Annotated in this window: 18 protein-coding genes and 1 pseudogene; 11 read left to right on the top strand and 8 right to left on the bottom strand. The window is 42.4% G+C overall.

Features of this window, described 5'->3' with window-relative positions:
* The first annotated feature begins 2 nt into the window (after nucleotides 1–2).
* Nucleotides 3–1,346, top strand: coding sequence for a replicative DNA helicase (dnaB, locus tag BM377_RS12710; protein WP_092249114.1), 1,344 nt, complete (start codon nucleotides 3–5; stop codon nucleotides 1,344–1,346).
* A 195-nt stretch (nucleotides 1,347–1,541) separates the two neighbouring features.
* Here dnaB and BM377_RS12705 read toward each other — a convergent pair whose 3' ends face one another.
* Nucleotides 1,542–1,712 (bottom strand): DUF362 domain-containing protein, encoded by a 171-nt coding sequence (locus BM377_RS12705; protein ID WP_026514366.1) that lies wholly within the window; start codon nucleotides 1,710–1,712, stop codon nucleotides 1,542–1,544.
* 426 nt (nucleotides 1,713–2,138) lie between these two features.
* On the opposite strand from BM377_RS12705, the gene nifJ reads away from it, so the two are divergent.
* Nucleotides 2,139–5,669 (top strand): pyruvate:ferredoxin (flavodoxin) oxidoreductase, encoded by a 3,531-nt coding sequence (gene nifJ, locus BM377_RS12700; protein ID WP_092249111.1) that lies wholly within the window; start codon nucleotides 2,139–2,141, stop codon nucleotides 5,667–5,669.
* Nucleotides 5,670–5,769: 100 nt separating this feature from the next.
* Here the strand turns inward: nifJ and BM377_RS12695 are convergent, their stop codons facing one another.
* The gene (locus BM377_RS12695) at nucleotides 5,770–6,570 is read right to left on the bottom strand and encodes an adaptor protein MecA (protein WP_092249108.1); all 801 of its coding nucleotides are present in this window, start codon (nucleotides 6,568–6,570) and stop codon (nucleotides 5,770–5,772) included.
* 648 nt (nucleotides 6,571–7,218) lie between these two features.
* Here BM377_RS12695 and BM377_RS12690 point away from each other — a divergent pair.
* The 6 genes from BM377_RS12690 (at nucleotide 7,219) to BM377_RS12665 (ending at nucleotide 12,852) form a co-directional block, all read left to right on the top strand.
* A complete protein-coding gene (locus BM377_RS12690; RefSeq protein WP_092249105.1) occupies nucleotides 7,219–8,925 on the top strand; it encodes a glycosyl hydrolase family 18 protein in 1,707 nt (568 codons plus the stop codon).
* Between the two features lie 3 nt (nucleotides 8,926–8,928).
* Nucleotides 8,929–9,987, top strand: coding sequence for an L-threonylcarbamoyladenylate synthase (locus BM377_RS12685; protein WP_092249102.1), 1,059 nt, complete (start codon nucleotides 8,929–8,931; stop codon nucleotides 9,985–9,987).
* Nucleotides 9,988–10,026: 39 nt separating this feature from the next.
* Nucleotides 10,027–10,464, top strand: a complete 438-nt coding sequence (gene rpiB, locus BM377_RS12680; RefSeq protein ID WP_092249098.1) for a ribose 5-phosphate isomerase B — start codon at nucleotides 10,027–10,029, stop codon at nucleotides 10,462–10,464.
* A 45-nt stretch (nucleotides 10,465–10,509) separates the two neighbouring features.
* Nucleotides 10,510–11,139, top strand: a complete 630-nt coding sequence (gene upp, locus BM377_RS12675; RefSeq protein ID WP_092249027.1) for a uracil phosphoribosyltransferase — start codon at nucleotides 10,510–10,512, stop codon at nucleotides 11,137–11,139.
* 9 nt (nucleotides 11,140–11,148) lie between these two features.
* Nucleotides 11,149–11,631: a deoxycytidylate deaminase gene (locus BM377_RS12670; RefSeq protein WP_092249024.1), complete on the top strand. Its 483-nt coding sequence runs from the start codon at nucleotides 11,149–11,151 to the stop codon at nucleotides 11,629–11,631.
* Between the two features lie 93 nt (nucleotides 11,632–11,724).
* A complete protein-coding gene (locus tag BM377_RS12665) occupies nucleotides 11,725–12,852 on the top strand; it encodes a cell wall hydrolase (protein WP_242948173.1) in 1,128 nt (375 codons plus the stop codon).
* A 3-nt stretch (nucleotides 12,853–12,855) separates the two neighbouring features.
* Here BM377_RS12665 and BM377_RS12660 read toward each other — a convergent pair whose 3' ends face one another.
* Nucleotides 12,856–13,338, bottom strand: a complete 483-nt coding sequence (locus BM377_RS12660) for a ribonuclease FAU-1 family protein (RefSeq protein ID WP_092249019.1) — start codon at nucleotides 13,336–13,338, stop codon at nucleotides 12,856–12,858.
* A 61-nt stretch (nucleotides 13,339–13,399) separates the two neighbouring features.
* On the opposite strand from BM377_RS12660, the gene BM377_RS12655 reads away from it, so the two are divergent.
* The gene (locus BM377_RS12655; protein ID WP_092249016.1) at nucleotides 13,400–15,967 is read left to right on the top strand and encodes a hypothetical protein; all 2,568 of its coding nucleotides are present in this window, start codon (nucleotides 13,400–13,402) and stop codon (nucleotides 15,965–15,967) included.
* Nucleotides 15,968–15,971: 4 nt separating this feature from the next.
* A complete protein-coding gene (locus tag BM377_RS12650) occupies nucleotides 15,972–19,025 on the top strand; it encodes a beta-galactosidase, LacZ type (RefSeq protein ID WP_092249013.1) in 3,054 nt (1,017 codons plus the stop codon).
* A 79-nt stretch (nucleotides 19,026–19,104) separates the two neighbouring features.
* Here BM377_RS12650 and BM377_RS12645 read toward each other — a convergent pair whose 3' ends face one another.
* The 5 genes from BM377_RS12645 to murC all read right to left on the bottom strand — a co-directional run bounded on the left by BM377_RS12645 (nucleotide 19,105) and on the right by murC (nucleotide 24,911).
* Nucleotides 19,105–19,734 carry a lactate utilization protein gene (locus tag BM377_RS12645; protein WP_092249165.1) on the bottom strand — a complete coding sequence of 210 codons (630 nt, stop codon included), beginning with the start codon at nucleotides 19,732–19,734 and terminating at the stop codon, nucleotides 19,105–19,107.
* Nucleotides 19,735–19,800: 66 nt separating this feature from the next.
* Nucleotides 19,801–21,015: a ribose-phosphate pyrophosphokinase gene (locus BM377_RS12640; RefSeq protein WP_092249010.1), complete on the bottom strand. Its 1,215-nt coding sequence runs from the start codon at nucleotides 21,013–21,015 to the stop codon at nucleotides 19,801–19,803.
* Nucleotides 21,015–21,998: an ATP-binding protein gene (locus tag BM377_RS12635; protein ID WP_092249007.1), complete on the bottom strand. Its 984-nt coding sequence runs from the start codon at nucleotides 21,996–21,998 to the stop codon at nucleotides 21,015–21,017. Before BM377_RS12635 ends, BM377_RS12640 begins: the two co-directional genes overlap by 1 nt.
* A 128-nt stretch (nucleotides 21,999–22,126) precedes the next feature.
* A complete protein-coding gene (locus BM377_RS12630; protein ID WP_242948172.1) occupies nucleotides 22,127–23,224 on the bottom strand; it encodes a DnaD domain protein in 1,098 nt (365 codons plus the stop codon).
* 292 nt (nucleotides 23,225–23,516) lie between these two features.
* Nucleotides 23,517–24,911 carry a UDP-N-acetylmuramate--L-alanine ligase gene (gene murC / locus BM377_RS12625; protein WP_092249004.1) on the bottom strand — a complete coding sequence of 465 codons (1,395 nt, stop codon included), beginning with the start codon at nucleotides 24,909–24,911 and terminating at the stop codon, nucleotides 23,517–23,519.
* 306 nt (nucleotides 24,912–25,217) lie between these two features.
* On the opposite strand from murC, the pseudogene BM377_RS12620 reads away from it, so the two are divergent.
* A pseudogene (locus BM377_RS12620) lies at nucleotides 25,218–25,419 on the top strand (IS5/IS1182 family transposase); the annotation flags it as partial.

Below are 25,419 nucleotides of genomic sequence, written 5' to 3'. Positions count from 1 at the left end.
ACATGGCAGATGAAACCCCTATAAAGCGCGTTTCTCCCAACAGTTTGGAGGCTGAACAATCCGTTGTCGGCGCCATGCTGATGGATAAAGAGGCGATAGAAATTGCATCCGAAATAATAATCCCGGAGGATTTTTACAACAGGCAGCTGGGGACAATATTTGAGACAATGGTGGAACTCAACAAGGAGGGCAGCGCCGTTGACTTTGTCACCTTGCAAAACCGACTTAGGGAAAAGAATGTTCCTCCGCAGGTTAGCAGCGCTGAGTACATAGGAGAACTGGTTTCCGCAGTTCCCACTTCGGCCAACATCAAGTACTATGCACAGATTGTGGCTGATAAATCAACGCTCAGAAAGCTTATTCATGTAAGCGAGGATACCATCAACACCTGCTATTCCGGTGGCGAGGATATGGAAGGGATTCTTAATGACGTTGAGAAGAACGTATTTAAGATCACTCAAAAGAGAAATATAGGGGAGTTCGTATCGATCGATCAGATCGTAATGAATGCCCTTAACAGAATAGAGAAAGCCAGTAAGATGAAAGGCAACGTAACGGGTCTTTCCACAGGATTTTTGGACCTTGATTACAGCACGGCAGGATTCCAACCTTCCGACCTTATTCTTATCGCTGCGCGTCCTTCAATGGGTAAGACTGCATTCGTTCTTAATATTGCGGAACATATGGCATTCCACGACGATAAATGTGTTGCTATCTTTTCGCTGGAAATGTCGAAGGAACAGCTTGTTAACAGACTTCTTGCGATGGAATCTCATGTTGATTCACAGCATATCAGAACGGGTAACATGTCAGATATGGACTGGGAGAAACTAATTGAGAGCGCAGATGTTGTCGGCAGTTCCAAACTTATCATTGATGATACTCCGGGTATTTCTATTCAGGAGCTTCGTTCAAAGTGCAGAAAATATAAGATGGAGCATGATCTTCAGATTATCATGATCGACTATCTTCAGCTTATGACAGGAGGAACCGGAAGAAGTTCTGAGTCAAGACAGCAGGAGATCTCAGATATTTCAAGATCGCTCAAGGCTCTTGCAAGAGAGCTCAATGTTCCTGTTGTTGCACTTTCGCAGCTTTCCCGTGCAGTTGAGCAAAGACCGGATCACAGGCCGATGCTTTCCGATCTTCGTGAATCGGGAGCTATCGAGCAGGATGCCGATATGGTTATGTTCATCTACAGAGATGATTATTACAATAAAGATACCGAGAAGAAGGGTATCGCGGATATAATCATAGCCAAGCAAAGAAACGGCCCGATCGGAACGGTAGATCTTTTATGGCTTCCGGAATTTACGAAGTTTGCAAATCTGGAGAAGGGTCATTAAAGAGATAGCGGAAGGGATAAGCCAATCTCTCAGGGCTAAAGCCAAGCGAGCACCCTCGGGGCTAAAACCAAGCCGAGCACTCGGAAATGCTGACGCGTTTCCTCGTTCTATCGGCTGCGCCAAATAAGAAAATAAAAAAGAGCATTTTCCTAAGTGAACTTGGAAAATGCTCTTTGTTTATTTCCTTGCTTGGTTTTAGCCCTGAGTGATAGCACCTACAGGACACTGAGCTGCACAAGAACCGCAATCGATGCATGTGTTAGCGTCGATAACGAACTGTGAATCTCCCTGAGAAATAGCTGAAACAGGGCACTGTGCTGCACATGATCCGCAGCTGATGCAACCATCACTTATAACGTATGCCATAATTAATCTCCTTCCATAATGTAATACAGAATAAAATTTGTAACAAAAACAGATTGGCTTTGCCGTTACCAACCTTTGATACATAGTAATGATATAATAATACACTTTTTTTAGCAATAGCATAAACGAAAACTTTTATCAGATGAAAACCTTAAATATTTATAAATTGTCAGATAATAAAGATGTAGACTGGGATTGTGATAAGAAATCATAAAAGCCTCTAAACCCTTGCCACCATTGACATACAGGGCGTTAAGATGATACTATTGAACTTGGCAGAATATGAGTAAGAAATCTCCGCACATCCGTTATTTTCAAGGGCGGGTTGGATGTGCAGAGTGTTTTTTGCGCTATTTCAAAGTTATTTTTTTATAATTTAATATAGCAGCCAAATTAATTCCAAAATAGAAGGTAGGAGGAAACCAAATGGCAAGAAACATGAAAACCATGGACGGTAACGAGGCAGCAGCATATGCTTCATATGCTTTCACCGAAGTTGCAGCCATGTACCCAATCACACCCTCATCAGTTATGCCTGAGCATGTAGATGAGTGGGCAACTGCAGGCAAGAAGAACATCTTTGGCAGAACTGTTCAGATTACAGAGATGCAGTCTGAGGCAGGTGCAGCCGGAGCGGTTCACGGCTCACTCGTAGTAGGTGCGCTTACATCTACATACACAGCTTCTCAGGGACTTCTTCTGATGATTCCCGACATCTACAAGGTTGCCGGTGAGAGACTCCCCGGAGTATTTAACGTATCAGCTCGTTGTGTGGCATCACACGCGCTCAACATTTTTGGAGACCATTCTGACGTATACGCTTGTCGTCAGACAGGTGCTGCAATGCTTTGCGATTCAAGTGTACAGGAAGTTATGGATCTTACACCTGTTGCTTATTGCTCAGCTATCGAAGGACGTATTCCTTTCATTAACTTCTTTGACGGATTCCGTACATCACATGAGATTCAGAAGATCGAAGTGTGGGATTACAAGGATCTTGACGAGATGGTAAATCATGAGGCAATCGATGCGTTCAAGGCTAATGCTTTGAATCCCAATCATCCTTGCCAGATGGGTTCTGCTCAGAATCCTGATATTTTCTTCCAGACAAGAGAAGCTTGTAACACAGGCTATAATGAACTTCCTGATATCGTTCAGAAGTATATGGATAAGGTCAATGCCAAGATCGGTACTGACTACAAGCTCTTCAACTACTACGGAGATCCCAATGCAGAGGTAGTTATCGTTGCTATGGGTTCTGTAAACGATACAATTGAAGAGACAATCGACTACCTTGAGAAGCAGGGCAAGAAGGTCGGCGTTGTAAAGGTTAGACTTTACAGACCTTTCTCAGCAAAAGCTCTTGTAGCAGCTATTCCCGATTCTGTTAAGAGAATCCAGGTTCTCGACAGAACTAAGGAGCCCGGATCATATCGTGAGCCTCTCGCTCTTGATGTTATCGCTGCTCTTAAGGGAACAAAGTTTGAGAGCGTTCCCGTATTTTGCGGACGTTACGGACTTGGTTCAAAAGATACAACTCCTGCACAGATCGTTGCAGTATTTGAGAATACAGATAAAGAAGAGTTCACTATCGGTATCGAGGATGATGTAACCAATCTTTCACTTAAGGTTGGTGCTCCGCTCGTTACTACTCCCGAGGGAACAACAAACTGTAAGTTCTGGGGACTTGGTGCTGACGGTACTGTTGGTGCTAACAAGAACTCTATCAAGATCATCGGTGACAACACTGACATGTATGCACAGGCATACTTTGATTATGACTCCAAGAAGTCAGGCGGTGTTACAATGTCACACCTTAGATTCGGTAAGACTCCTATCAAGTCTACATACCTTATCAAGAAGGCAGACTTCGTAGCATGCCACAATCCTTCATACATCCGCAAGTTCAACATGGTTCAGGAAATTGTGGACGGAGGATCATTCCTTCTTAACTGTCCTTGGACAGTAGATCAGCTTGAGGCTGAGATTCCCGGACAGGTTAAGAAATTCATGTATGATCACAAGATCAACTTCTACATCATGAACGGTTCCAAGATCGGTGTTGAAGTTGGAATGGGACCTACAAGAATTAACACAATCCTTCAGTCAGCATTCTTCAACATCACAAAGATCATTCCTGAAGAGGATGCGATCAAGTTCATGAAGGACGCTGCTCAGAAGACATACGGCCGTAAGGGTGAGGACGTTGTTAAGAAGAACTGGGCTGCTATCGATGCAGGTGCAGATCCGAAGAACCTTATCAAGGTTGAGATCCCTGAGTCTTGGAAGGATGCCAAGGACGAAGGTCTTGACTTCAAGAAAGCAGAAGGATCAAGAAAAGACGTTATTGATTTCGTTAATAATATCCAGACCAAGGTTAACGCTCAGGAAGGTAACAACCTTAAGGTTTCAGATTGTCTTCCTTATGTTGACGGTGCTACACCTTCAGGATCTGCTGCATACGAGAAGAGAGGTATCGCAGTTAACGTTCCTAAGTGGGATGCAACAAAGTGCGTAGAGTGTGGATTCTGTTCACTTGTTTGTCCTCATGCTGCTATCCGTACAGTCGCTCTTACAGACGACGAAGTTGCTAAGGCACCTGAAGGACTTCAGACTAAGGATGTTAACGGTGTTCCCGGATACAAGTTCTCAATTGTTATCTCAGCTCTTGACTGTACTGGTTGCGGATCTTGCGCTAATGTCTGCGTAGGAAACAAGCAGGGCGAGACACTTACAATGGGGGCTATCGCAGATAACAAGGATGAGCAGAAGTATTTCGATTATGCTGTAACTCTTCCTGAGAAGACAGAAGTAATCGAGAAGCTTAAAGAAACAACTATCAGAGGTTCTCAGTTCAAGCAGCCTCTCCTTGAGTTCTCGGGAGCTTGCGCAGGTTGTGGTGAGACACCTTATGTTAAACTCGTTACACAGTTGTTCGGTGACAGAATGTATGTTGCTAACGCAACAGGATGTACCTCTATCTGGGGTAACTCCTCACCTTCAACTCCTTATACAGTAAATGCCAAGGGACATGGTCCTGCTTGGGACAACTCACTGTTCGAGGATAACGCAGAGTTCGGTATGGGTATGGTACTTGCTCAGAACGCACTTCGTGATGCTATCAAGGAGCAGGTTGAGGCTGTTGTAGCTGCAGGCGGCGCTGCTAAGGATGCTGCTCAGAAGTGGCTTGATACATTCAGCAACGGTGCCGAGAATACAGCTGCTACAGATGCACTTATCGAAGCACTTAAGGGCGACAGCTCAGATGCTGCTAAGTACATCATTAAGAATAAAGACTTCGCTGCTAAGAAGTCACAGTGGATCTTCGGTGGTGACGGATGGGCATTCGATATCGGATTCGGTGGTCTCGACCACGTACTTGCTTCTGGTAAGGATGTAAACGTTCTCGTTGTTAACACTGAGGTTTACTCAAATACAGGCGGACAGTCATCTAAGGCTACACCTACAGGAGCTGTTGCACAGTTCGCTGCAGGCGGAAAAGAGATCAAGCAGAAGGATCTTGCTTCAATCGCTATGAGCTACGGTTATGTATATGTAGCACAGATCGCTATGGGTGCCGATATGAATCAGACACTTAAGGCAATCGCAGAGGCTGAGGCTTATCCCGGACCTTCACTTATCATCGCATATGCTCCTTGTATCAACCAGGGTCTTAAGGCCGGCATGAACAAGGTTATGGATGAAGAGAAGAAGGCTGTAGCTACAGGATATTGGGATATGTTCAGATTCAATCCTCAGGCTGAGCAGAAGTTCACACTTGATTCCAAGCCTGCTACAGAAGACTTCCAGAGCTTCCTTGACGGTGAGGTTAGATACCTTTCACTCAAGCTCAAGAATCCCGAGAGAGCTGCTAAGCTCAACGCTATGGCTGCTGAGCACGCTAAGGAGCACAGAGCTTATCTTGAAAAGCTTGTTACTCTTTACGGAGACAAATAATAGGTCATAAAAGCCTAAAAGACATAAAAAGGGCAGGTCCGAAAGGACCTGCCTTTTAATGTTGTAATTCCAAATAATTAAAGCGGTAATCCTGCGCGTATCAGATCTTTGCAAGTGTCTGAACGGCATTATCCTTGATGACTACCTCGTAGTGCTCTGCCAAATACTGTTCTTCGGCAGTGCTTCCTATCTCAGTCTTTCCATATTCGGTAAGAACCGAGCAGATGTTGGCAAAAACATTATCCTGAATATCGCCCTGGTGAAGAATCAGATAATACTTACCCTTGGCTTCGTTCTTATATAATGTGTTCTCACCGTTGAATTTCCTGCTTACTATAGCAGCGAATCTTGTAACTTCATGCATTGAATCAAATGAGAAGATCTTGGAACCATGCCTTGTCGGCTGATTTTTCTTTTTGGCTCCGGAAGTTTTCTCTTTTACCTTCTTGGCATCTGTTGATGAGCCGTTTGAAGAAGATTCAATAAAATCGGACATGTTGCTATGCTGAAGTCTCTTGAATAGACTTGCGACATCTTCGTCCTCGTCCTCCTCGTAAGAATCATCATCATATTCGTCGTATTCGTCCTCATCATCCTCATCTTCTTCGTGAACGGAAGGAGCGAAATTGGAATATCTTGTATCAAGCTCCTCGGGATCGTCTACCTTGGTAATGATAAGAACGATACATTCTGAATTGATCGGAATAGCCTCTATCATAAGAGGAGTATCCTCTGCATCGAATCCGTATTCTAAATTAGCCTGCTGCATCATGTCGTGGAAAAGCTCTTTGGCTTTGTCTGTTCCGTATGCAAGCTCCGTAATCTTAAGATCGCGCTTCGCAAGGTCATCTCTGGTAAGGGTGCATCTGATTTGGTGGTCATTGACTTTTTCTATTTTCATGATGCTCACCTCCTGACTTTGGAATACATAGATACTAATTTAAAGATAATTCTATGTCAATACATGTATCGACATATTTTAAAAATAAATCACCATCTACATAAAATCTTAAGAAATTTCGACGGTATTTCTTAAGATTTGTCTGATATGATTATTTTTGTGAGACGCCTTTCGAGGAAATAAATCCGGGAAGGAGGCGATAAAGGAATAATTTTTAGACTTTCTATCGTTCCGCGATCTGCGGAATGTCTATATTAGTTTCTAAAAAGAAATCCCCAAAACAAAAATAATCAACAACAGTAAACAACTACTATGTTTACACTTTTATTATAGCATAATTAGGCGCTTAAATAGCGCTAAAAAGCAGGATTTGAGGTCGGCGTCTTACATAGATTAAAATATGTCAAACCGGGTATTTTGAGCGAAAAAATGCAAGCATGGAATTATCACGATTATCAGCCTTTTGGTCAGAAAATACCCCTAAGACATGAGCAATATTTCATAAAAACAATCAATTATTAAAAGTTTATAAATGGACCCCACCATAACATACAAATCACATGATTGTTTTGTGTAGATATTGACTTTCATAATGACGTAAACATAATAGTCTGTTATAATAAAGGGCGATTGTAAAGGAGCTAGAACATGAAAAAAAAGGTGATTCCGGCGATTATTATAATCGCCCTTATTTTTATTATAGGATGTATTTATGCACTTCAGATTTACAGAGAGCGCTTTTCTTATAGTGAAGAGAAAAAAGATTTAAATGAGTATTTTGACATCACAAGTGACACGGATGTAGCCATTTTATTGGGAAATGATTATCTTGAGGAAAGAGCAAAACTGCTTGACGGAACATACTATATGGATTTCAATTCCGTTCGCAAGTATCTTAACAGAAGATTTTACTATGGAAAGAGCGATGAAACGCTCGTGTATACAATCCCTGATGCCATAATTACAGCCAAGATAGGCACAGGTAAATATGAAAGTACCAAGGACGGAGCACAAGAGGAAGATTATCAGATAGCCAGGCTTGACGATGACGGAACTCTTTTGGTCGCGCTTGATTATGTAAAGAAATATACCAATTTCTCATTCAAGAGCTTTACGGAGCCCAATCACATTCAGCTTGACACAAAGTGGGAAGAGCAGGAAGTGGCTACGATCTCCAAGGATACACAGCTTAGAGTAAGGGGCGGCGTAAAGAGTGCCGTTATAGAAGAGCTGGCAGCAGGAGATCAGGTTATTGTGCTCGATCAGATGGAGAAATGGGCCAAGGTTAAGAGTGCTGATTCTTTCATTGGATTTGTCGAGAACAATAAGCTTAAGGATATAACCACTCAGACTCCCATACCCGTTACGGATTATGCAGAACCTGAGTATACTTCGATCAAGAAGGATTTCAAGATCAACATGGGCTTCCACAATGTGAAAGGTCCTTCCGGAAATGATACATTGTCAGAGCTTGTATCAAATGCCAAGAGTCTTAATGTAATATCACCCACATGGCTTATGGTATCTGATAATTCAGGCGGTATTACAAGCTATGCTTCATCGAGCTATGTTAATTCGGCACACAAGATGGGACTCGAGGTATGGGTTCTTTTCGAAAATATAACGTATAAGGACAGCGTTTCCATGTCAGAGGTTCTTTCACATGCAGATACCAGAAAAGCTATGATCGATGCTGCTGTAAAGGAAACGGTCGCATGCGGAGCTGACGGAATCAACCTGGATTTTGAGAGCATTTCGGGAGAAGACGGACAGTCATATGTTGAGTTTGTTCGTGAGCTTTCAATTGCCTGCAGAGCCAACGGATTAGTCTTTTCAATAGACAATTATGTGCCCATGCACTTCAACGATCACTATGATCTTACTGAGCAGGGAATAGTGGCCGATTACGTTATCATCATGGGATACGATGAGCACTACGGCGGATCTTCCGAAGCCGGTTCGGTTGCTTCCCTTAGTTATGTGGAGAACGGTATCATCAATACTGTAGCTAAGGTTGATCCTTCAAAAGTAATAAACGCCGTTCCTTTCTATACAAGAGTATGGCAGACCAAGGACGGAAAGGTTACAAGTAAGGCATATCCTATGAATAATGCCAAGGAATACATAAGCAATCATTCGATTTCTTTGGAATGGGATCCGGAAACCGCTCAGAATTACGGAGAATACACATCTTCAGACGGAACACTTAATCAGATCTGGATGGAAGATAAGGCTTCTCTTGAGCAGAAGTTGACTGTTATGAAGTCCAATAATATCGCAGGTATCGCCGAGTGGTCACTTGGAATGGAGACATCGGATGTATGGGATGCGATTTCCGCTTATGTCGGAGGATAAAAATTGAATACAGAGCTGGTAGTAATTGATGAAAAGAATATAGATGATGCTGCCAAAGCCTCTATAGATAAAGCCGGTAACATCATAAAAAGCGGAGGACTCGTGGCTTTTCCAACGGAGACCGTCTATGGACTTGGCGGGGATGCGCTTAACAAGCACTCTTCAGAGAAAATATATGCGGCAAAAGGCCGTCCTTCCGATAATCCGCTAATAGTACATGTATCCGATATGGATGCACTTACCAAAATAGTTAAAGAAGTTCCCGAAGCAGCCAAAAAGCTTGCCGATGCATTTTGGCCGGGACCGCTTACAATGATAATGAATAAGACAGATGCCGTTCCTTATGAGACAACAGGAGGTCTTGATACTGTAGCTATAAGAATGCCAAACAACAAGATCGCTCTTGAGCTTATTAAGGCTTCGGGCGGATATATTGCTGCACCCAGTGCCAACACTTCGGGAAGACCAAGCCCCACAGTTGCCAGATACTGCGTGGAAGATCTTTCAGGCAAGATAGAGATGATAATAGATGGTGGACAGGTGGGAATAGGACTTGAGTCGACTATAGTCGATCTTACCTCAGATGAACCTATGATCTTACGCCCCGGATATATCACTGCTGATATGATAAAAGAGGTTTTGGGAAAAGTCAGCATAGACAAGACCATCATTGACAGTACATCGACGTTAAAGCCCAAGGCACCCGGAATGAAGTACAAGCATTACGCTCCAAAAGGAGAGCTTACCATTGTTCAGGGGCCCATGGAAGAAGTTATTAAATATATCAATGACAAGGCCGCTTGTGCCAAGAAAAGCGGAAAGAGAGTCGGAGTGATAGGAACCGACGCCACCAAGGATAAGTATGTGGCGGATATAGTAAAGAGCCTTGGTGACAGAGAAGACGAGAACACTATTGCTCACGAGCTTTTCAAAGCATTAAGAGAGTTTGATGATGATAAAGTTGATATCATGTTCTCGGAATCTTTTGATGACAACGGTATCGGTCAGGCGATCATGAACAGGCTTTTGAAGGCAGCAGGACATAAGATAATAGTCCTGTAAAAATATAAGTACTATAATTATATGAAAAGAGGTGTACAAATGATTGCGTTAGCTAGTGACCACGGCGGATTTGACTTGAAGGAGGCCGTAAAAAAGCATCTGGAAGAAAGGGGACTGGAAGTTAAGGACTTCGGTACTTATGACAAGAGCTCTTGCGATTATCCGGATTTTGGAAGACCGGCAGCGGAAGCCGTTGCAAGCGGAGAATGCGAGAAGGGCATTGTTATCTGCACTACAGGCATAGGGATCAGTATTGTTGCCAATAAGGTCAAAGGAATCAGATGTGCACTTTGCTCGGAAGTAACAAGCGCAAGACTTACAAGAGAACACAACGACGCCAACATGCTTGCGATGGGGGGAGGATTTACAGGAGAACTGCTTGCTATGGAGATCGTGGATACATTTCTTGATACTCCTTTTTCAGGGCTTGAGAAGCATAGCCGCAGAATATCCAAGGTTGCTGCCGGAGAGCAGTAATTCCGAACTATACAGTTACAATAATTAATCTCTAAGGAGGATACTATGGGAAAAGTTGTAATAATGGATCATCCGCTTATTCAGCACAAGATTGGTTATATCAGAAGAATCGATACCGGAACCAAGGATTTTAGGCAGACAATCGGTGAGATTGCAATGCTTATATGTTATGAAGCAACAAGAGATCTTCAGCTTCAGGATGTTCAGATAGAGACACCTATCTGCAAGACCACGGTTAAAGAGCTTAAGGGAAGAAAGCTCTGTGTTGTTCCCATCTTAAGAGCAGGTCTTGGTATGGTTGACGGAATGCTCGCACTTATTCCCGCCGCAAAGGTTGGACATATAGGTCTTTACAGAGACCCCGAGACACTTAAGCCTGTTGAGTATTATTGCAAGATGCCTGCGGACATAACAGAAAGAGAGATTTTTGTTGTTGATCCCATGCTTGCTACAGGAGGATCATCCGTGGCAGCAATACAGATGCTCAAAGACAGAGGATGCAGACACATTCATTTCATGTGCATCATCGCAGCTCCCGAGGGTCTTAAGGCTATGCAGGAGGCGCATCCTGATGTTGATATCTATGTAGGCGCACTTGATGAGAAACTTAACGAGCACGGATACATTGTTCCCGGACTCGGAGACGCCGGAGATAGGATTTTCGGAACAAAATAAGGAGAATAGATGAAAAGAGAAGATTATATAACCTGGGATGAGTATTTCATGGGTGTAGCCAAGCTCGCCGCAATGAGATCCAAGGACCCCAATACCCAAGTCGGTAGTTGTATAGTCAGTGAAGATAACAATATTCTTTCCATGGGATATAACGGACTTCCAAAAGGATGTTCCGATGAAGATTTTCCGTGGGAAAGAGACGGTGAAGATGAACTTAGTACCAAATATCCGTTTGTTACGCACAGTGAACTCAATGCCATTCTGAATTACAGAGGAGGAAGTCTTATCGGCTCCAAGTTGTACGTGTCATTATTCCCGTGCAACGAGTGTGCCAAGGCTATAATTCAGGCCGGGATAAGGACTGTTGTGTACGACAGTGACAAGTACAGTACATCTGCATCGACCAAAGCTGCAAAGAGAATGTTTGATGCTGCGGGGGTCCGCTACTACCAATATCAGCCGAGCGGAAGGAACATCAAAATAACAATATAATTACAGTTTGGGGTTATGAAAAAAAGAGGGGTAATCATAATACAAACAAAAATAAAATATAGCGTTTGCGTGTTATTCAGAGCAGTCGCTCTTTTGCTGGCGGTAATTTTGTTGTCGCTATCCATGGGAACATATTCTTACGCGACAGATTCGACTAAGAAAAAGCTTGAGGAGGCAAAAGAGAAAAAGGCCAAGTCTCAGAATGAGCTTAACAGCACTAAAGATAATATTGCCGAGATGAATGAGGAGAAATCCTCTCTTCAGGGCCAGCTTAACACCTTGAATTCTCAGCTTACGGAAGTCAGTAACAATCTTGAAGCTATAGAGGAACAGATCGGTGACAAGAAGACAGAGATAGAGAATACGCTCGCTGAGCTTGACGCCGCAAAAGAAACTGAAGAAAATCAGTATGCTTCGATGAAGAAAAGAGTTCAGTTTATATATGAAAAGCAGAACTTTGTACTGGTTGATATGCTTCTTGGAGCCACTGATTTTGCTGCATTTCTTAATCAGAATCATTATATTGAAGAGCTCTCTGCGTATGACAGAAAGATGTTTCTTCAGTATATCGAGACAAGAGAACTGATAGAGGAAAAAGAGGCAACGCTGGAAGTTGAACGCAAGCAGCTCGAAGAGTATCAGACTCAGCAAAAAGCGGAGCAGAGCAGAGTAGCGGGACTTGTTAATCAGACATCGGGATCGATCAAGCAATATGCCAATGATATTTCCGATGCCGAATCCAAGGCACAGGCACTTGAAGAACAGATAAAAGCGCAGGAGCAGGATATCAAAAATCTTGAAGCCAAGCTAGCCGAAGAGATGCGATTGTCCAAGCTTGCCGCCGCTTCTACCTGGAGAGACATTTCGGAGGTGACATTTGCCGAAGGAGACAGATATCTTTTGGCAAATCTTATTTACTGTGAGGCGGGATCTGAGCCGTATGAAGGAAAGGTAGCTGTAGGAGCCGTTGTTATCAACAGAGTTTTAAGTTCTGTATATCCCGATACGGTTGTGGGAGTGATATATCAGAACAGGCAATTTTCTCCTGTGGCAAGCGGACGACTTGCACTTGCTCTGGCAAACGGTAAAGCAACAGCGTCCTGTTACCAGGCAGCAGATGAAGCTATGAAGGGCTATTCTAACGTAGGAAACTGCGTATATTTCAGAACTCCGATACCGGGCCTTTCGGGAACCAATATCGGAGGACATGTTTTCTACTGATATTTAGTTTTGAATATGATCTTCAATCGGTTTTATAAGATTAGACATACCGTTTTTGTTGATTTCATCAAGGAGTCTGTTCAGTGAGAGCAGACTCTTTTTAAGAAGAGATTCATCTATAAGCTTTTTTTCAAAAGCTTCGGAGAGCTCGTCAAGATCGACAACGTTCATCTTGCCGTTGGGATATATTATTACATCCGCAAGAAGATCGATAGTGGTAAGAGTGTTGTCTGATTTGTTATAATCATAGGTGACTATGTCGCAATACCAGCAACAAAGAGACCCATCCGGTTTGAGAAACTTACTGACTTTATAGCCTTCGTTCAGATACAGACATGAATAACCGTGAGAAAAGTCATGTACCTTTCCCAAGGTTTTCCACTTGGTGACTAATATAGAATCGTTGCATTCAAGGATCACATCATCTTTTAACTTGATGGTCTCATCGGGAATGAAGCGTTTACGATAAAGAATAGGATTTTCCATAGTATTCCTTTCCAAATCTATATTATGAAAATCTTACTATTAAAGAAAATGAAAGTCAATTATGCGAGATAATTCAATCAAAAAAACGATAAGTAAAATTGCATATTTTATAGTCATTTTTATTCTGACGATCATAGTATTCGGACATCTGGCAAAAGGCGATCATGCGGATATGACTGCTAAGATGTCGGAAGCTACGCTTCCAATAGTTACTATTAAGGAAGATGGAAGAGATATAAACACCATGCACGGTTATATCTCTGATGTTGACGTGGCCAATATCAGAGGAACCGTTGTGCCTCTGGGAGAGAACAGGTCGCTTTCTTTTAACATTAATACTTACGGCGAAGATGTCACAGATATCGGGTACGAAGTTAGAAGTGTTGACGGCAAAGGCCTAGTAGAGAGCGTTATGTTGACCGACTACAAGGAGGATAACGATACCGTTTATGCCGATATTCAGCTTAAAGATCTGATCGATCAGAACAGAGAATATATGCTTGTCGTATTTATGAATACTGATATCGGAAAGGCCAAGTATTATACAAGATTTATATGGACAGGTGCTGATGAACGATATCATGTAAAGGACGAGCTTGATTTTGTTCTTGGTTTTTCCGGCGCAACATTTGATACCGCCAAGGCAAAAGAATATTCCAAGTATCTTGAAACAAGTACTGAGACCGATCATGCCACACTTAGCAAGATCAATATCCACAGCACGATGGATCAGATCACATGGGGAAAGATAAAAGATAAGATATCCAAACATACGGAACCGGAGATCTATATAACGGATATTCATGAGCAGACAGGCTGTTATGAGCTTAAGTACAGAGTAAGCGTCAAGGACGGTTCTACTGTAAGTGACTATGACATCGTTGAGGATTTCAGAGTCAGATATACTTCTGAAAGAATGTATCTCCTTGACTATCAGAGAAGTATGAATTATGTGTTTGATTCCGATTCATATTCCATTACTCCCAATTCGATAGATCTTGGAATTTCCGATCCTGATATAGAGTTCAAAGAAAGCAGCAGCGGAAGTGTATTTGCATTTGTAAACAGTGGCAGATTGTATTCATTTAACAATACTGAGAATAAACTTGCATATCTCTTTGGATTTTATGATTCGGATAATGATGATATAAGAGCAAGATGGAACAGAAACAGTATCAAGATACTAAGTATTGATGAAGCGGGTAATATAAAGTTTGCGGTTTCCGGATATATGAACAGAGGTATCCATGAGGGATGTACGGGAATTGCCGTATATGATTACAATTCATCGATCAATGCTGTTGAAGAGCTTGTATTTATCGAGAGTAACAAGTCGGCAGAAGTGATCACAAGCTATGTAGATAAGCTGGCATATGTCAGCAGTAATGATATTTTTTATGTAATGCTTGATCAGAATATTTACGAGGTGGATCTGGTCGACAAAACATCCAAAGCAGTTGTTGAGGATATTGGTTCGGGAACGTATAAGATATCCAAATCAAAGAACGTTATAGCATGGCAGGGTGATGAGCTGACATCACTTAACGTTATGAATCTGAATACCAGGGCCATTACGCCTGTTGAGGCTAATCCGGGAGAATATATTATTGTCCTTGGATTTAGAGGAGAGGACCTTGTATACGGAACGGTTAATCTTTCGGATATCAGGAACGATCAGATGGGTAATCCCATCTATGCTATGTATAGCATGAAGATTCAGGACAGTGACGGTAATATTCTTGAGGATTATCACCCGAACGGAATTTATATTACCGACGTGGATATACGCGGCGATATGATCATCTTATCAAGAGCGGTCAAGGATGCTGAAACGGATTCTTATGTTCCTACATACGATGATCCGATCACATACACATTGCCTGCTGAAAAAGGAAGTAATACTGTTGCGACCGTTGCAGAGGAAGGATATGAAAAAGTCACACGTATACTGACCAAGAGTGAGGTTAAGGTTAAAGAGATAAGGGTACTTACTCCTAATCTTACTCTCTATGAAGGTGACAGAAATGTACCTGTTTCCAATGATAGAGATATAGAAAAGAATCCTTTGTATTATGTATATGATATAGCAGGAAGCGAAAAGACATATTCCGATGCGGCTTCAGCCGTTATTGCCGCTGAACAATCTTCGGGAGTGGTTGTAAGTGATAAAAACAATTATGTTTGGTACAAAGGTAATCGTAAAGCGTCCAATCAGATTATGGACATTACCAGACGAGCTGAAGAATATGAGGATATGACATCCAAGAATTCCGCGGCAGTCTGCATTGACCTTATGCTGCAATTTGAAGGCGTCAACAGGAATGTTGAGGCGCTTATTTCCGGAGGGGAGAGTGTTGGACAGATTCTTGATGAGTCACTTCCCAATGGAAAAGTGATAGATCTGGACGGATGTTCACTGGATTCGATCTTATATTATGTGAATAAAGAAACTCCCGTTATGGCAATGCTAAGCAATGGTGAATCCGTACTGATAATCGGTTTTAACGAGCAGAATACGGTCATTGTCAATCCTTCAACGGGAAATTGGTACAAATACGGAATGAACGATTCCAAGAAATTATTTGAAGAGAACGGAAATCATTTTATAACCTATCTTAGGGAGGAATAATAAAATGAAGGATTTCGACTTTGGTATGGTAAAAGACCCGAAGATATTTAAGACCGGAGTTTTGCCGGCGCATTCGGATCATACCGCATATGCGTCAACAGATGAACTGGAAGAGGGCGCCAGCTCGCTTGTAGTGTCTTTAAACGGCACATGGAAATTCCATTATGCCAAGGAGTATAGCTGCGCCATACCGGGGTTTGAAAAAGATAATTATGACTGCAATTCATGGGATGACATTAAAGTGCCATCCCATATGCAGCTTGAGGGATATGATATCCCTGCATATATCAATTATCAGTATCCGTGGGATGGAAAAGAGAATATTGAGTTGGGAGAGATTCCCACTAAATTCAATCCCGTCGGAAGTTATGTAAAATACTTTACTTTGCCGCTTCTATGGAAAGACAAAGAAGTGCATGTCGTGTTTGACGGAGTGGAGAGCGGATACGCGCTTTGGCTTAACGGGAACTTCGTGGGCTATAGCGAAGACTCTTTTACCCCTTCTGAATTCGATCTTACGTCTTTTCTAAGAGAAGGCGAGAACAAACTTGCGGTGCAGGTGTTTAAGCACACAAGCGGAAGCTGGTTCGAAGATCAGGATTTCTACAGATTTTCAGGTATCTACAGAAATGTTTTCTTAAAGCTGATTCCCGATGTACACCTTGAAGATATAAAGGTGAGGACTCTTTTAAATGACGATTTTTCCGAGGCGGAGCTTGAAGTTACGCTCAAATATAATGGGGCTGTCGGAACAACGGATTATGTGCTGCTTAGGAATAATCACAAGGTTTTAAAAGGAACAGTTGATAATGACAAATCGGTTGTGATAAGTGAAACCGTACATGAACCTAAACTGTGGAGCGCGGAAGATCCGCAGCTTTATCAGCTTGTTTTGTATGTGAGCGGAACAGATGATGAAACCTGTGAAGTCATAAAGCAAAATGTCGGTTTTAGAAAGTTTGAGTTAAAAGACGGACTTATGCTTATAAATGGAAAGCGCATTGTGTTTAAGGGTGTAAACAGGCATGAGTTCTCATGTGACAAAGGAAGAGTTGTTTCGGATGAGGATACGCTTTTAGATATCATTACGATGAAAAGAAACAACATCAACGCCATAAGAACCAGTCACTATCAGAACTCTGCCAAATTATATGAGCTTTGCGATATCTACGGACTGTATATGATCGCGGAGAACAACATGGAGACGCACGGAACCTGGACGTACACATGGGATGATGAAGAACGAAGAGAAAAGGCGATTCCGGGAGATAGGCAGGAGTGTCTGCCCGCATTGCTTGATAGGGTCAATTCCACTTATCAGCTTGATAAGAATCATCCGAGTGTGCTTATCTGGTCTATCGGAAATGAGTCTTATGGCGGAAAAGTTCCGTATGAGATGAGTGAGCTCTTTAGAGAACTTGATCCCGACAGGCTCGTTCATTATGAGGGTATTTTTAACGACAGAAGATATAATGACACAAGTGATATGGAAAGCCGGATGTATGCCCCGGTAAAAGATATTGAGAAATCTCTTTCCGAGCACGATAATAAGCCGTTTATATGCTGTGAGTATACGCATGCCATGGGTAATTCTTGTGGAGGTATGTTTAAATATACCGACCTTGCAGACAGAGAGCCTCGTTATCAGGGCGGATTTATCTGGGATTATGTGGATCAGGCTATCAGAAAAAAGAACAGATTCGGCGAATATTATATGGCATACGGCGGAGATCACGGCGAGAGACCGACCGATTATAACTTTAGCGGAAACGGAATAGTTGACGCGAACAGAGAGCCTTATGCCAAGATGCAGGAAGTTAAGTTTAACTACAGGGATATCAAAGTTTTTGTAGAGGACTATAAGGTCAAGATCATTAATAGGAGCCTTTTTGCCGGAACTTGGGAATACGACTGCGTAGTGATCCTTGAAAGAGACGGAAAAGAAGTTATGAGAAAACTCATGGCGACCGATGTCCCTCCTCTTTCCGAAAAAGAATATGATCTCCCGGAAGCTATAGTGAATAAGCTTATGGTAACGGGGGCCGGAGTATTTGATGAAAACGGACCGTTCCCTCTGGATGAATATGTGGTGACGGTATCTTTCAGATTGCGCGATGATACCTTATGGGCTAAAAGAGGCCACGAAGTATCATTTGGGCAGGGAATATACAGAAATGCAGCCGCTACATATATTACCTGCAGTCCAATGGAAGTTGTAGACGGAAAATTTAATATTGGAGTACATGGCAAGAATTTCTCAGTTCTTTTCTCCAAGGATAAGGGCAATATTGTTTCATATAACTATGCGGGAAAAGAGCTTATAGAGGGAGTTCCAAAACCAAATTTCTGGAGAGCGCCCGTAGATAATGACAGAGGAAACAGAGAGCCTCAGCGATATGCGCAGTGGAAGATTGCAAGTATGTACGCTACGTCGCAGCTTGAAGATGTAGATACTGACGAGAATTCCGTATCTGTATGCTATGGGTTTACACTTCCCACAACTCCTGAAGCTTCAGTGCTTGTGACGTATACGGTTACCGGCGATGGAAGAGTATGGATAAAAGAGGAATATGAACCTGTAGAAGGACTTTCGGAAATGCCGGAGTTTGGAATGATGTTTAGGTTCAGCGCGGATTATGAGAATGTGGAATATTACGGAAGAGGACCTAAAGAGAATTACGTAGACAGATGCATGGGAGCAAGGCTCGGACTTTTTCAGACAACAGCTACGGATAGTATGGAGAAGTATCTACGTCCACAGGAAACCGGAAACAGGGTAGATGTAAGATGGGCGAAGATCACGGATAAAGACGGAAGAGGTATTCTTTTTGAAGCTCCCGATACCATGAATTTCAGTGCGATACCTTATGCGCCTGAGGAACTTGAAGCGGCTTTACATCCGTATGAACTGCCGCGTGTGTGCAAGACTGTAGTCAGATGCAGCCTTATGCAGATGGGGGTTGCGGGAGATGATACATGGGGATCCAGGACGCATGAAGAGTTTCTGCTTCCGGGTGATAAACCGATTTCATTTATTGTTAGTTTTAAAGGAATATAAATAATGAAAAACGCGGGAATGATTTAAGGTCATTTCCGCGTTTTATAATGCAATTATTTCTATAAATATCAGTTCTTTATCAGAATCCGAGATTATCGTTTACAAGGATCACATGAATCCTGTCCGCATGCTTGGAAAAGCGAGTAATAAGGAATTGGCAGCAGATAGTATCGGGTGATTTACAATTCATGCAAGAACCGGTCTTTGCGCAAGGAGTATTAAGTCCGAAGCGCTGTGCATTTATAGGAGCCGCAACATTTCTTGCTCTTTTGAGAGCTCCGTCAACATCATTGCATACCTTGTTCATGCCAACAATGAATACTACCTTTTTGGGGCCCTGTGCGATAGCAGATACGCGATTGGCGTTGCCGTCTATGTTTACAAGGATTCCGTCCTCTGTCATTGCGTTGGCACTTGCAAGAAAAACGTCTGCATCGTATGCGGCAAGCATAGCAGCGCGTTTATCGGCAATCTCGTTTCTGTCGATGAAATTGTAATTGCCGTTTTTAAGAGCATCTACAAGTCCGATCTCAACGGCACTCATGGCACCGCCCATTGTTACTGTGCTGTTTTCGGGAATTATGCTAAGTGCGATCTTAAGAGCTTCTTCTTTGTCCTTGGCATAATAACCTGTCATATTACGTGATTCAAGTCCGCTTATTACTTTCTTGGATAAGAGATCGTTTCTCTTAGTAATGTTTTCATTTATTGCCATAAGAACCTCCTATCATGATCCCGGCGCTTGCCCGCCGAAATATAGTTTAGCCGGTTACAGTCAGATCTTCTTTTCTGCCTCAAGAGAAGCTCTGAGCTCTCCGCTGTTATATCTCTCAATGATGTTGTTGATACGTTCAACAGGATTGAGAAGGTCGCTTATTGAAGCATCGTGGTTAAGTGTATCGATAAGGTAAGCAATGTATTTACTCATGTCGCAGCTGATATACCATTCACGAGAGAGAAGCTCGGGTGTCTGATATACGAGGTTAGTTGTAAATACTCTGTCGATAAGTCCTTCTTCGTAAGCTTTATCAAATGCTGTAAGTCCGCCTGTGAAAAGACCGAATGTAGAGAATGCATATATTCTTGCAGCCTTGCGCTGTTTAAGTGCCTTGGCAACATCGAGGATACTCTCACCTGAAGAGATCATGTCGTCTACGATGATAACTGATTTACCCTCAACGCTTGTTCCGAGGAACTCGTGTGATACGATAGGATTTCTTCCGTCTACAACCTGTGTGTAGTCACGTCTCTTATAGAACATTCCGACATCAAGACCAAGAACGCTGGCAAGATAGATTGCTCTGCTCATACCGCCTTCGTCGGGGGAGATTACCATCATGTTGTCGGAGTCGATCTTAAGATCCCATACATTTCTGAGAAGGGCCTTAATAAACTGATATGTTGTTCTTACGGTTTCAAAACCGTTGAGTGGAATAGCATTTTGAACTCTCGGATCGTGTGCATCAAAGGTGATAATGTTATCAACACCCATGTTAACAAGCTCCTGAAGAGCAATTGCACAGTCGAGAGACTCTCTTGAACTTCTTTTGTGCTGTCTTGATTCATAGAGGAAAGGCATGATAACAGTGATTCTTCTTGCTTTTCCGCCGACAGCAGCGATTATTCTTTTAAGATCCTGATAATGATCATCAGGAGACATATGATTTTCTTGTCCGAAAAGAGAATAGGTTTGTGAGTAGTTACATACATCTACAAGCAGATAAAGATCGTCACCGCGAACGGATGCCTTAATTACACCCTTTGCCTCACCTGTTCCGAATCTCGGAACTTCGGCATCGAGAATGTAAGAGGGGCGCTCATAACCTGTGAAGGCCAAGCTTCCTTTGTGTTCGTTCTCTCTTTCTGCTCTCCATTTAACGAGGTAGTAATCGACTTTTTCCGCTAAAGGCTTAACTCCCTTAAGTGGAATGATTCCTAGGGAACCTACAGGAATAGTTTCCAGATTACGTTTCTCTTCTCTTTTTGGCATTACTGAAAATCCTCACTTTCTTTTCTGGCAATCTTTTTGATTTTACGAATGTCCTGTCCGGTTAATTTAAGAAGCGTGTAATTGCTGGTTACCCGCGAAAAGATTCTTTCCGAATAGGTTGCCTGTAATTCTTCCAGAGAAAGGTTGGTTGTAATGACAGTAGACTTTTTTCTTAAATCTCTCTCGTTGAGGCATGAGAAAAGCTCAGATGCCACAAAGCTGTTGGTTCGCTCTGTACCGAGATCGTCAATTATCAGCAGTTCGCAATTGTATATATCATCATATATACTCTTTAGCTCCTGCTTGTTACGATAGTCGAATGAGTTCTCGGCCAAGAGTTCAAACAGTCCCGAAGAACTAAAATAAATAACCGAATGCCCTTTTTTGAGCAATTCGTTGGCAACACATGTGGACAGGAATGATTTGCCAACACCAACTGTACCATAAATAAATAGATTTTGGTAGTCGGAGTTAAAATTATTTATAAATTTTTCTGAAGCTTTTACAGCTCCCTGAAAACGCTTTAAATCCTCGCCTTGATAGTACTTGTCCGTGAGGAGTTTGAAGTTGGCTGTTTTGGCCAGAGTTTTAAGATTGGAACGGTCATAGAGAGTTTCTATGATCTTTTGCTTGAAACAGTGACACTTTTCGTTGCCGATATAGCCAGTGTCCTTACAGTCACTGCAGGTATAACCCATATCCAGATAATCGTCGGAGAAACCTGCCTCAGTCAAAAGAGTTTTCTTTTGGCGTGCAAGCTCTTCCAATTCACGCTTAAGAGCGCTTTTGTCCAGTCTCTCTCCGGAAAGAAGTCTTCTTCCGAAGTCAACACTGGCTGTTGCAGTCTTGTCTTCGAGCTCTTTGTAGCCCGGAACGGTATCATATACGTAGCGCTGTCTCTCTTCAAGCTCCTGCCTGTGGAGCGCGCGTCTTTCTTCGTATTCATGCATTATTTCATCAAATTGAGCATTTGAAAGTGCCATGTGATTCTCCTCTTAGCACAAAGTTATGCCCTGCACGTGTTTTGGGGAAGGCTGTGTGCCGCCGCCAAACCAAAGTACAGGGCTTGCTTTTGTGTAACTCTTACCGATTCCCCAACCGAATAAGAGTCTTAATTGTCCAGAAGTTTCTTTTCGAGCTCGGCAAAATCATATGTATTTTGCTGAAACTGATTGAAACGGTTCTGGGCGCCGCCGTGGCGAATATATGATTCGTCAGAGCGGAGTTTGCTGTCAATGGATGACACGGAAGCCTTCGATTTCTTCTTGCGAAGATCGGCGGTAAAGTCAGCATCTAATCTGGCAATGTCCTCCCTTGTTTTAACCTTACTCTCATGCCAGCTTCGAAGAATGCCGTCGCAATATCTAAGGCGATTCTTCTGTGTAGCCAGAACAGTGCGGTCGCAGGCTTCCATGATAATATCCATTGAAAATCCCAACTCCCCACGCCAGGAACGGATAAAGTTTCCTTCCTTCTCAGTGGGGCTGTTTTCCATACCGAGTGCTTTCATGATCTCGACGATTTCGGGATCACGTTTGTAATTTTCCACGCGAGCCTGTTTTGGCGTTTTGATGCCTTGCTGAGCCCAGTTTATAGCCACCTTTTCTACATACCTGAAATCAGCTTTATGATTATCGACGCAGTATTGCATCAGATAGTCCAAAAGATCATCGGAAAACTTCAGTTCATCTTTGATATAGAACAGTGTCATGATCTCTGTAGAAGTAAGAGGTCTGTTGAAATACTGTTCTGCCGGAAAGAGAATGCTGGACTCCGAAGACTGCTTGAATGAACGAAGCTGTGCTGCAGAGTAGCTTGGCTTTTCGGGAACACCGTCCGTAGCTTCATGTTTGATAGAAGAAACGGGCTTAAGTACGGTTTCGCTCTTTCTTGCCGAAATCTTCACGGGAGATGTGATATCTTCCATGTGGATGCCTGTGAGATTACCCATGGCATCATATTCCAAGCTGATCAGCTCTTTCTTTTCCCAATATTTGAGTGCTCGTATTACATCTTTTTCTGTATGGTTGAATTTATCTGCCAGAGCCGAAACACTGGTGGGTAAATTTGCATTCATCATTCTTAGCAGATAAAGGTAAATCTTAATCTGCGCATCATTGGCATCTTGCATATATTCATCAATGAATATATTGGAAACATTCGTTGAATCCTCCCCAAGATTATGACTTATAGTTACACGCCCCATCATCTTAAATAATCACCTGCTTTTTATTTTTCATCACAGGTTCGATTATAGCATGGTGATTTTTTAAAAGATATGGGAAAAGTGACGAAGAAATCCAGTAGCAGAGCGCATTTCGGGATTTTTACATTTCTTGTGGACAATGTGGATAACGTGGATTATTTATTGGAGATAAAATAAAAAACAGCCAAACCGCGCTGACGCCCGATATAATTACCTGAGCACAAAGCGGTAGGCTGTTATCCACCGAAAAAGATTTACATATAGTTCAAACTAAAAGTGGATATGTGGATAAGTACTATTTACCAAGGAGCTCATCCCCGATTTTAACGACATCTCCGGCACCCATGGTTATCAACAAATCTCCTTTAGTGCAATTTTGCAAAAGAAATTTTTCGATTTCTCCAAAGCCCTGAACAGTAGGAAAATAATTGCATTCATGGCCAAGTTCAACTATCTTGTCGCGAAGAGTTCTGGAGCTGATTCCGAGGTTATCGGTCTCTCTTGCGGCATATATATCTGCAAGGATAACGTGATCGGCAAGAGAAAGAGCTTCAGCAAACTCATTTAAAAGAGCTTTTGTCCTCGTGTAAGTATGAGGCTGGAAAACGCACCAGATCTTACTGTGAGGATAATTCTGCGCTGCGGTGAGAGTTGCTTTGATCTCGGTAGGATGGTGAGCATAGTCGTCTATTATGGTAACGCCGTGAATATCACCCTTGTGTTCAAATCTTCGGCTTGTTCCGCCAAAGAGAGAAAGAGCTGTGATCATATGGTCTTCGTCAATTCCGAGAACATTGCTTACTGCAATAGCGGCAAGTGAATTGTAAACGTTGTGAATGCCGGGAACGGCAAGCTTTATATCCAGGACTTTTCCTCCGGGCATATGAGCCTTGTAGGAAGGGTTACCTTTTTCGTCGTAAGTAATATCAGTAGGATAGTAGTCAAAAGAATCCTTGGAACCGTATGTAATCACGTCACAAGTTAATCCGGCTGTGATCTCATCTACATTGTCAATGTCACCGTTGATGACAAGAGTGCCGTCCTCCGGAAGAAGAGCGGCAAATCTCTTAAACGAATGTCTGATATCATCAAGATCCTTGAAGAAATCAAGGTGATCTGCATCAATGTTGGAAATTACACTGATCTTTGGGAAGAAGCTAAGGAAACTGTTGGTGTATTCACACGCTTCGGTTACAAAGAAGTCAGAGCTTCCGACTCTGATATTTCCACCGATATCCTTGAACACGCCACCGATAGAAAGAGTAGGATCTGTGCCTGCTTCAAGAAGGATCTTGGAAAGCATCGAAGTGGTTGTTGTCTTTCCGTGAGTTCCGCTAATGGCAACGGGAAGCTTATACTCCTTCATGATCTGGCCGAGCAGTTCCGCTCTTGTAAGCATAGGTATCCCTGCATTCTTAACCGCAATGAATTCAGGGTTGTCGGGGTGAACCGCAGCTGTATAAACAACTGCATCTATATGTTCCGAGTTCTCAATATTTTCTGCACACTGGCCGTAAAAAACGGTAACGCCGTTATCACTGAGAGTTCTGGTCATGGCAGATTCTTTTGAATCAGAACCTGAAACCTTAAAACCTTTCTCAATGAGAATATGTGCAAGCCCACTCATGGAAATGCCTCCGATTCCCATGAAATAGATGTGGACAGGCTTATTAAAATCAATAGTGTACATGATGATCCTCGTTTCCTTTTTCTGATTAATAATAAAGATATAACGGAATATATTCTAACACTTATTTACTTAAAGTCAAAAATTTATTAATGAAGGGATTAAGCGAAAAAACAAACAAAACAGTATCATATTTAGCTTAATAATGATATACTTTTATATATAAAAGTATCAGACTGTAGACAAAGTCCACGGCAAATGCTGTGGATTTTTCTTTTAAAAAGTGTCACAAGCCCTGTATTTATCTGGGATTGAGGCACTTTTTATGGTATAATAAAAGTATCAAAGTTGTGGATGGGGATAGCCTTTATGATGACTTCTAATACCGAAAGAAAGCGTGAACAGATGCAGTTTGTGAGCATGGATGATCTGGTACCTCAGGATCACATGCTCAGGCTTATTGATAAAGCAATTGACTGGTCATTCATATATGACCTTGTTGAAGATAAGTATTCATCAGATATGGGCAGGCCCAGCATGGATCCTGTCACACTCATTAAAATCCCTTTCA

Source organism: Butyrivibrio sp. INlla21, assembly GCF_900116875.1.
GTDB lineage: Bacteria > Bacillota > Clostridia > Lachnospirales > Lachnospiraceae > Butyrivibrio.
This window is presented reverse-complemented; position numbering and strand designations above follow the sequence as displayed.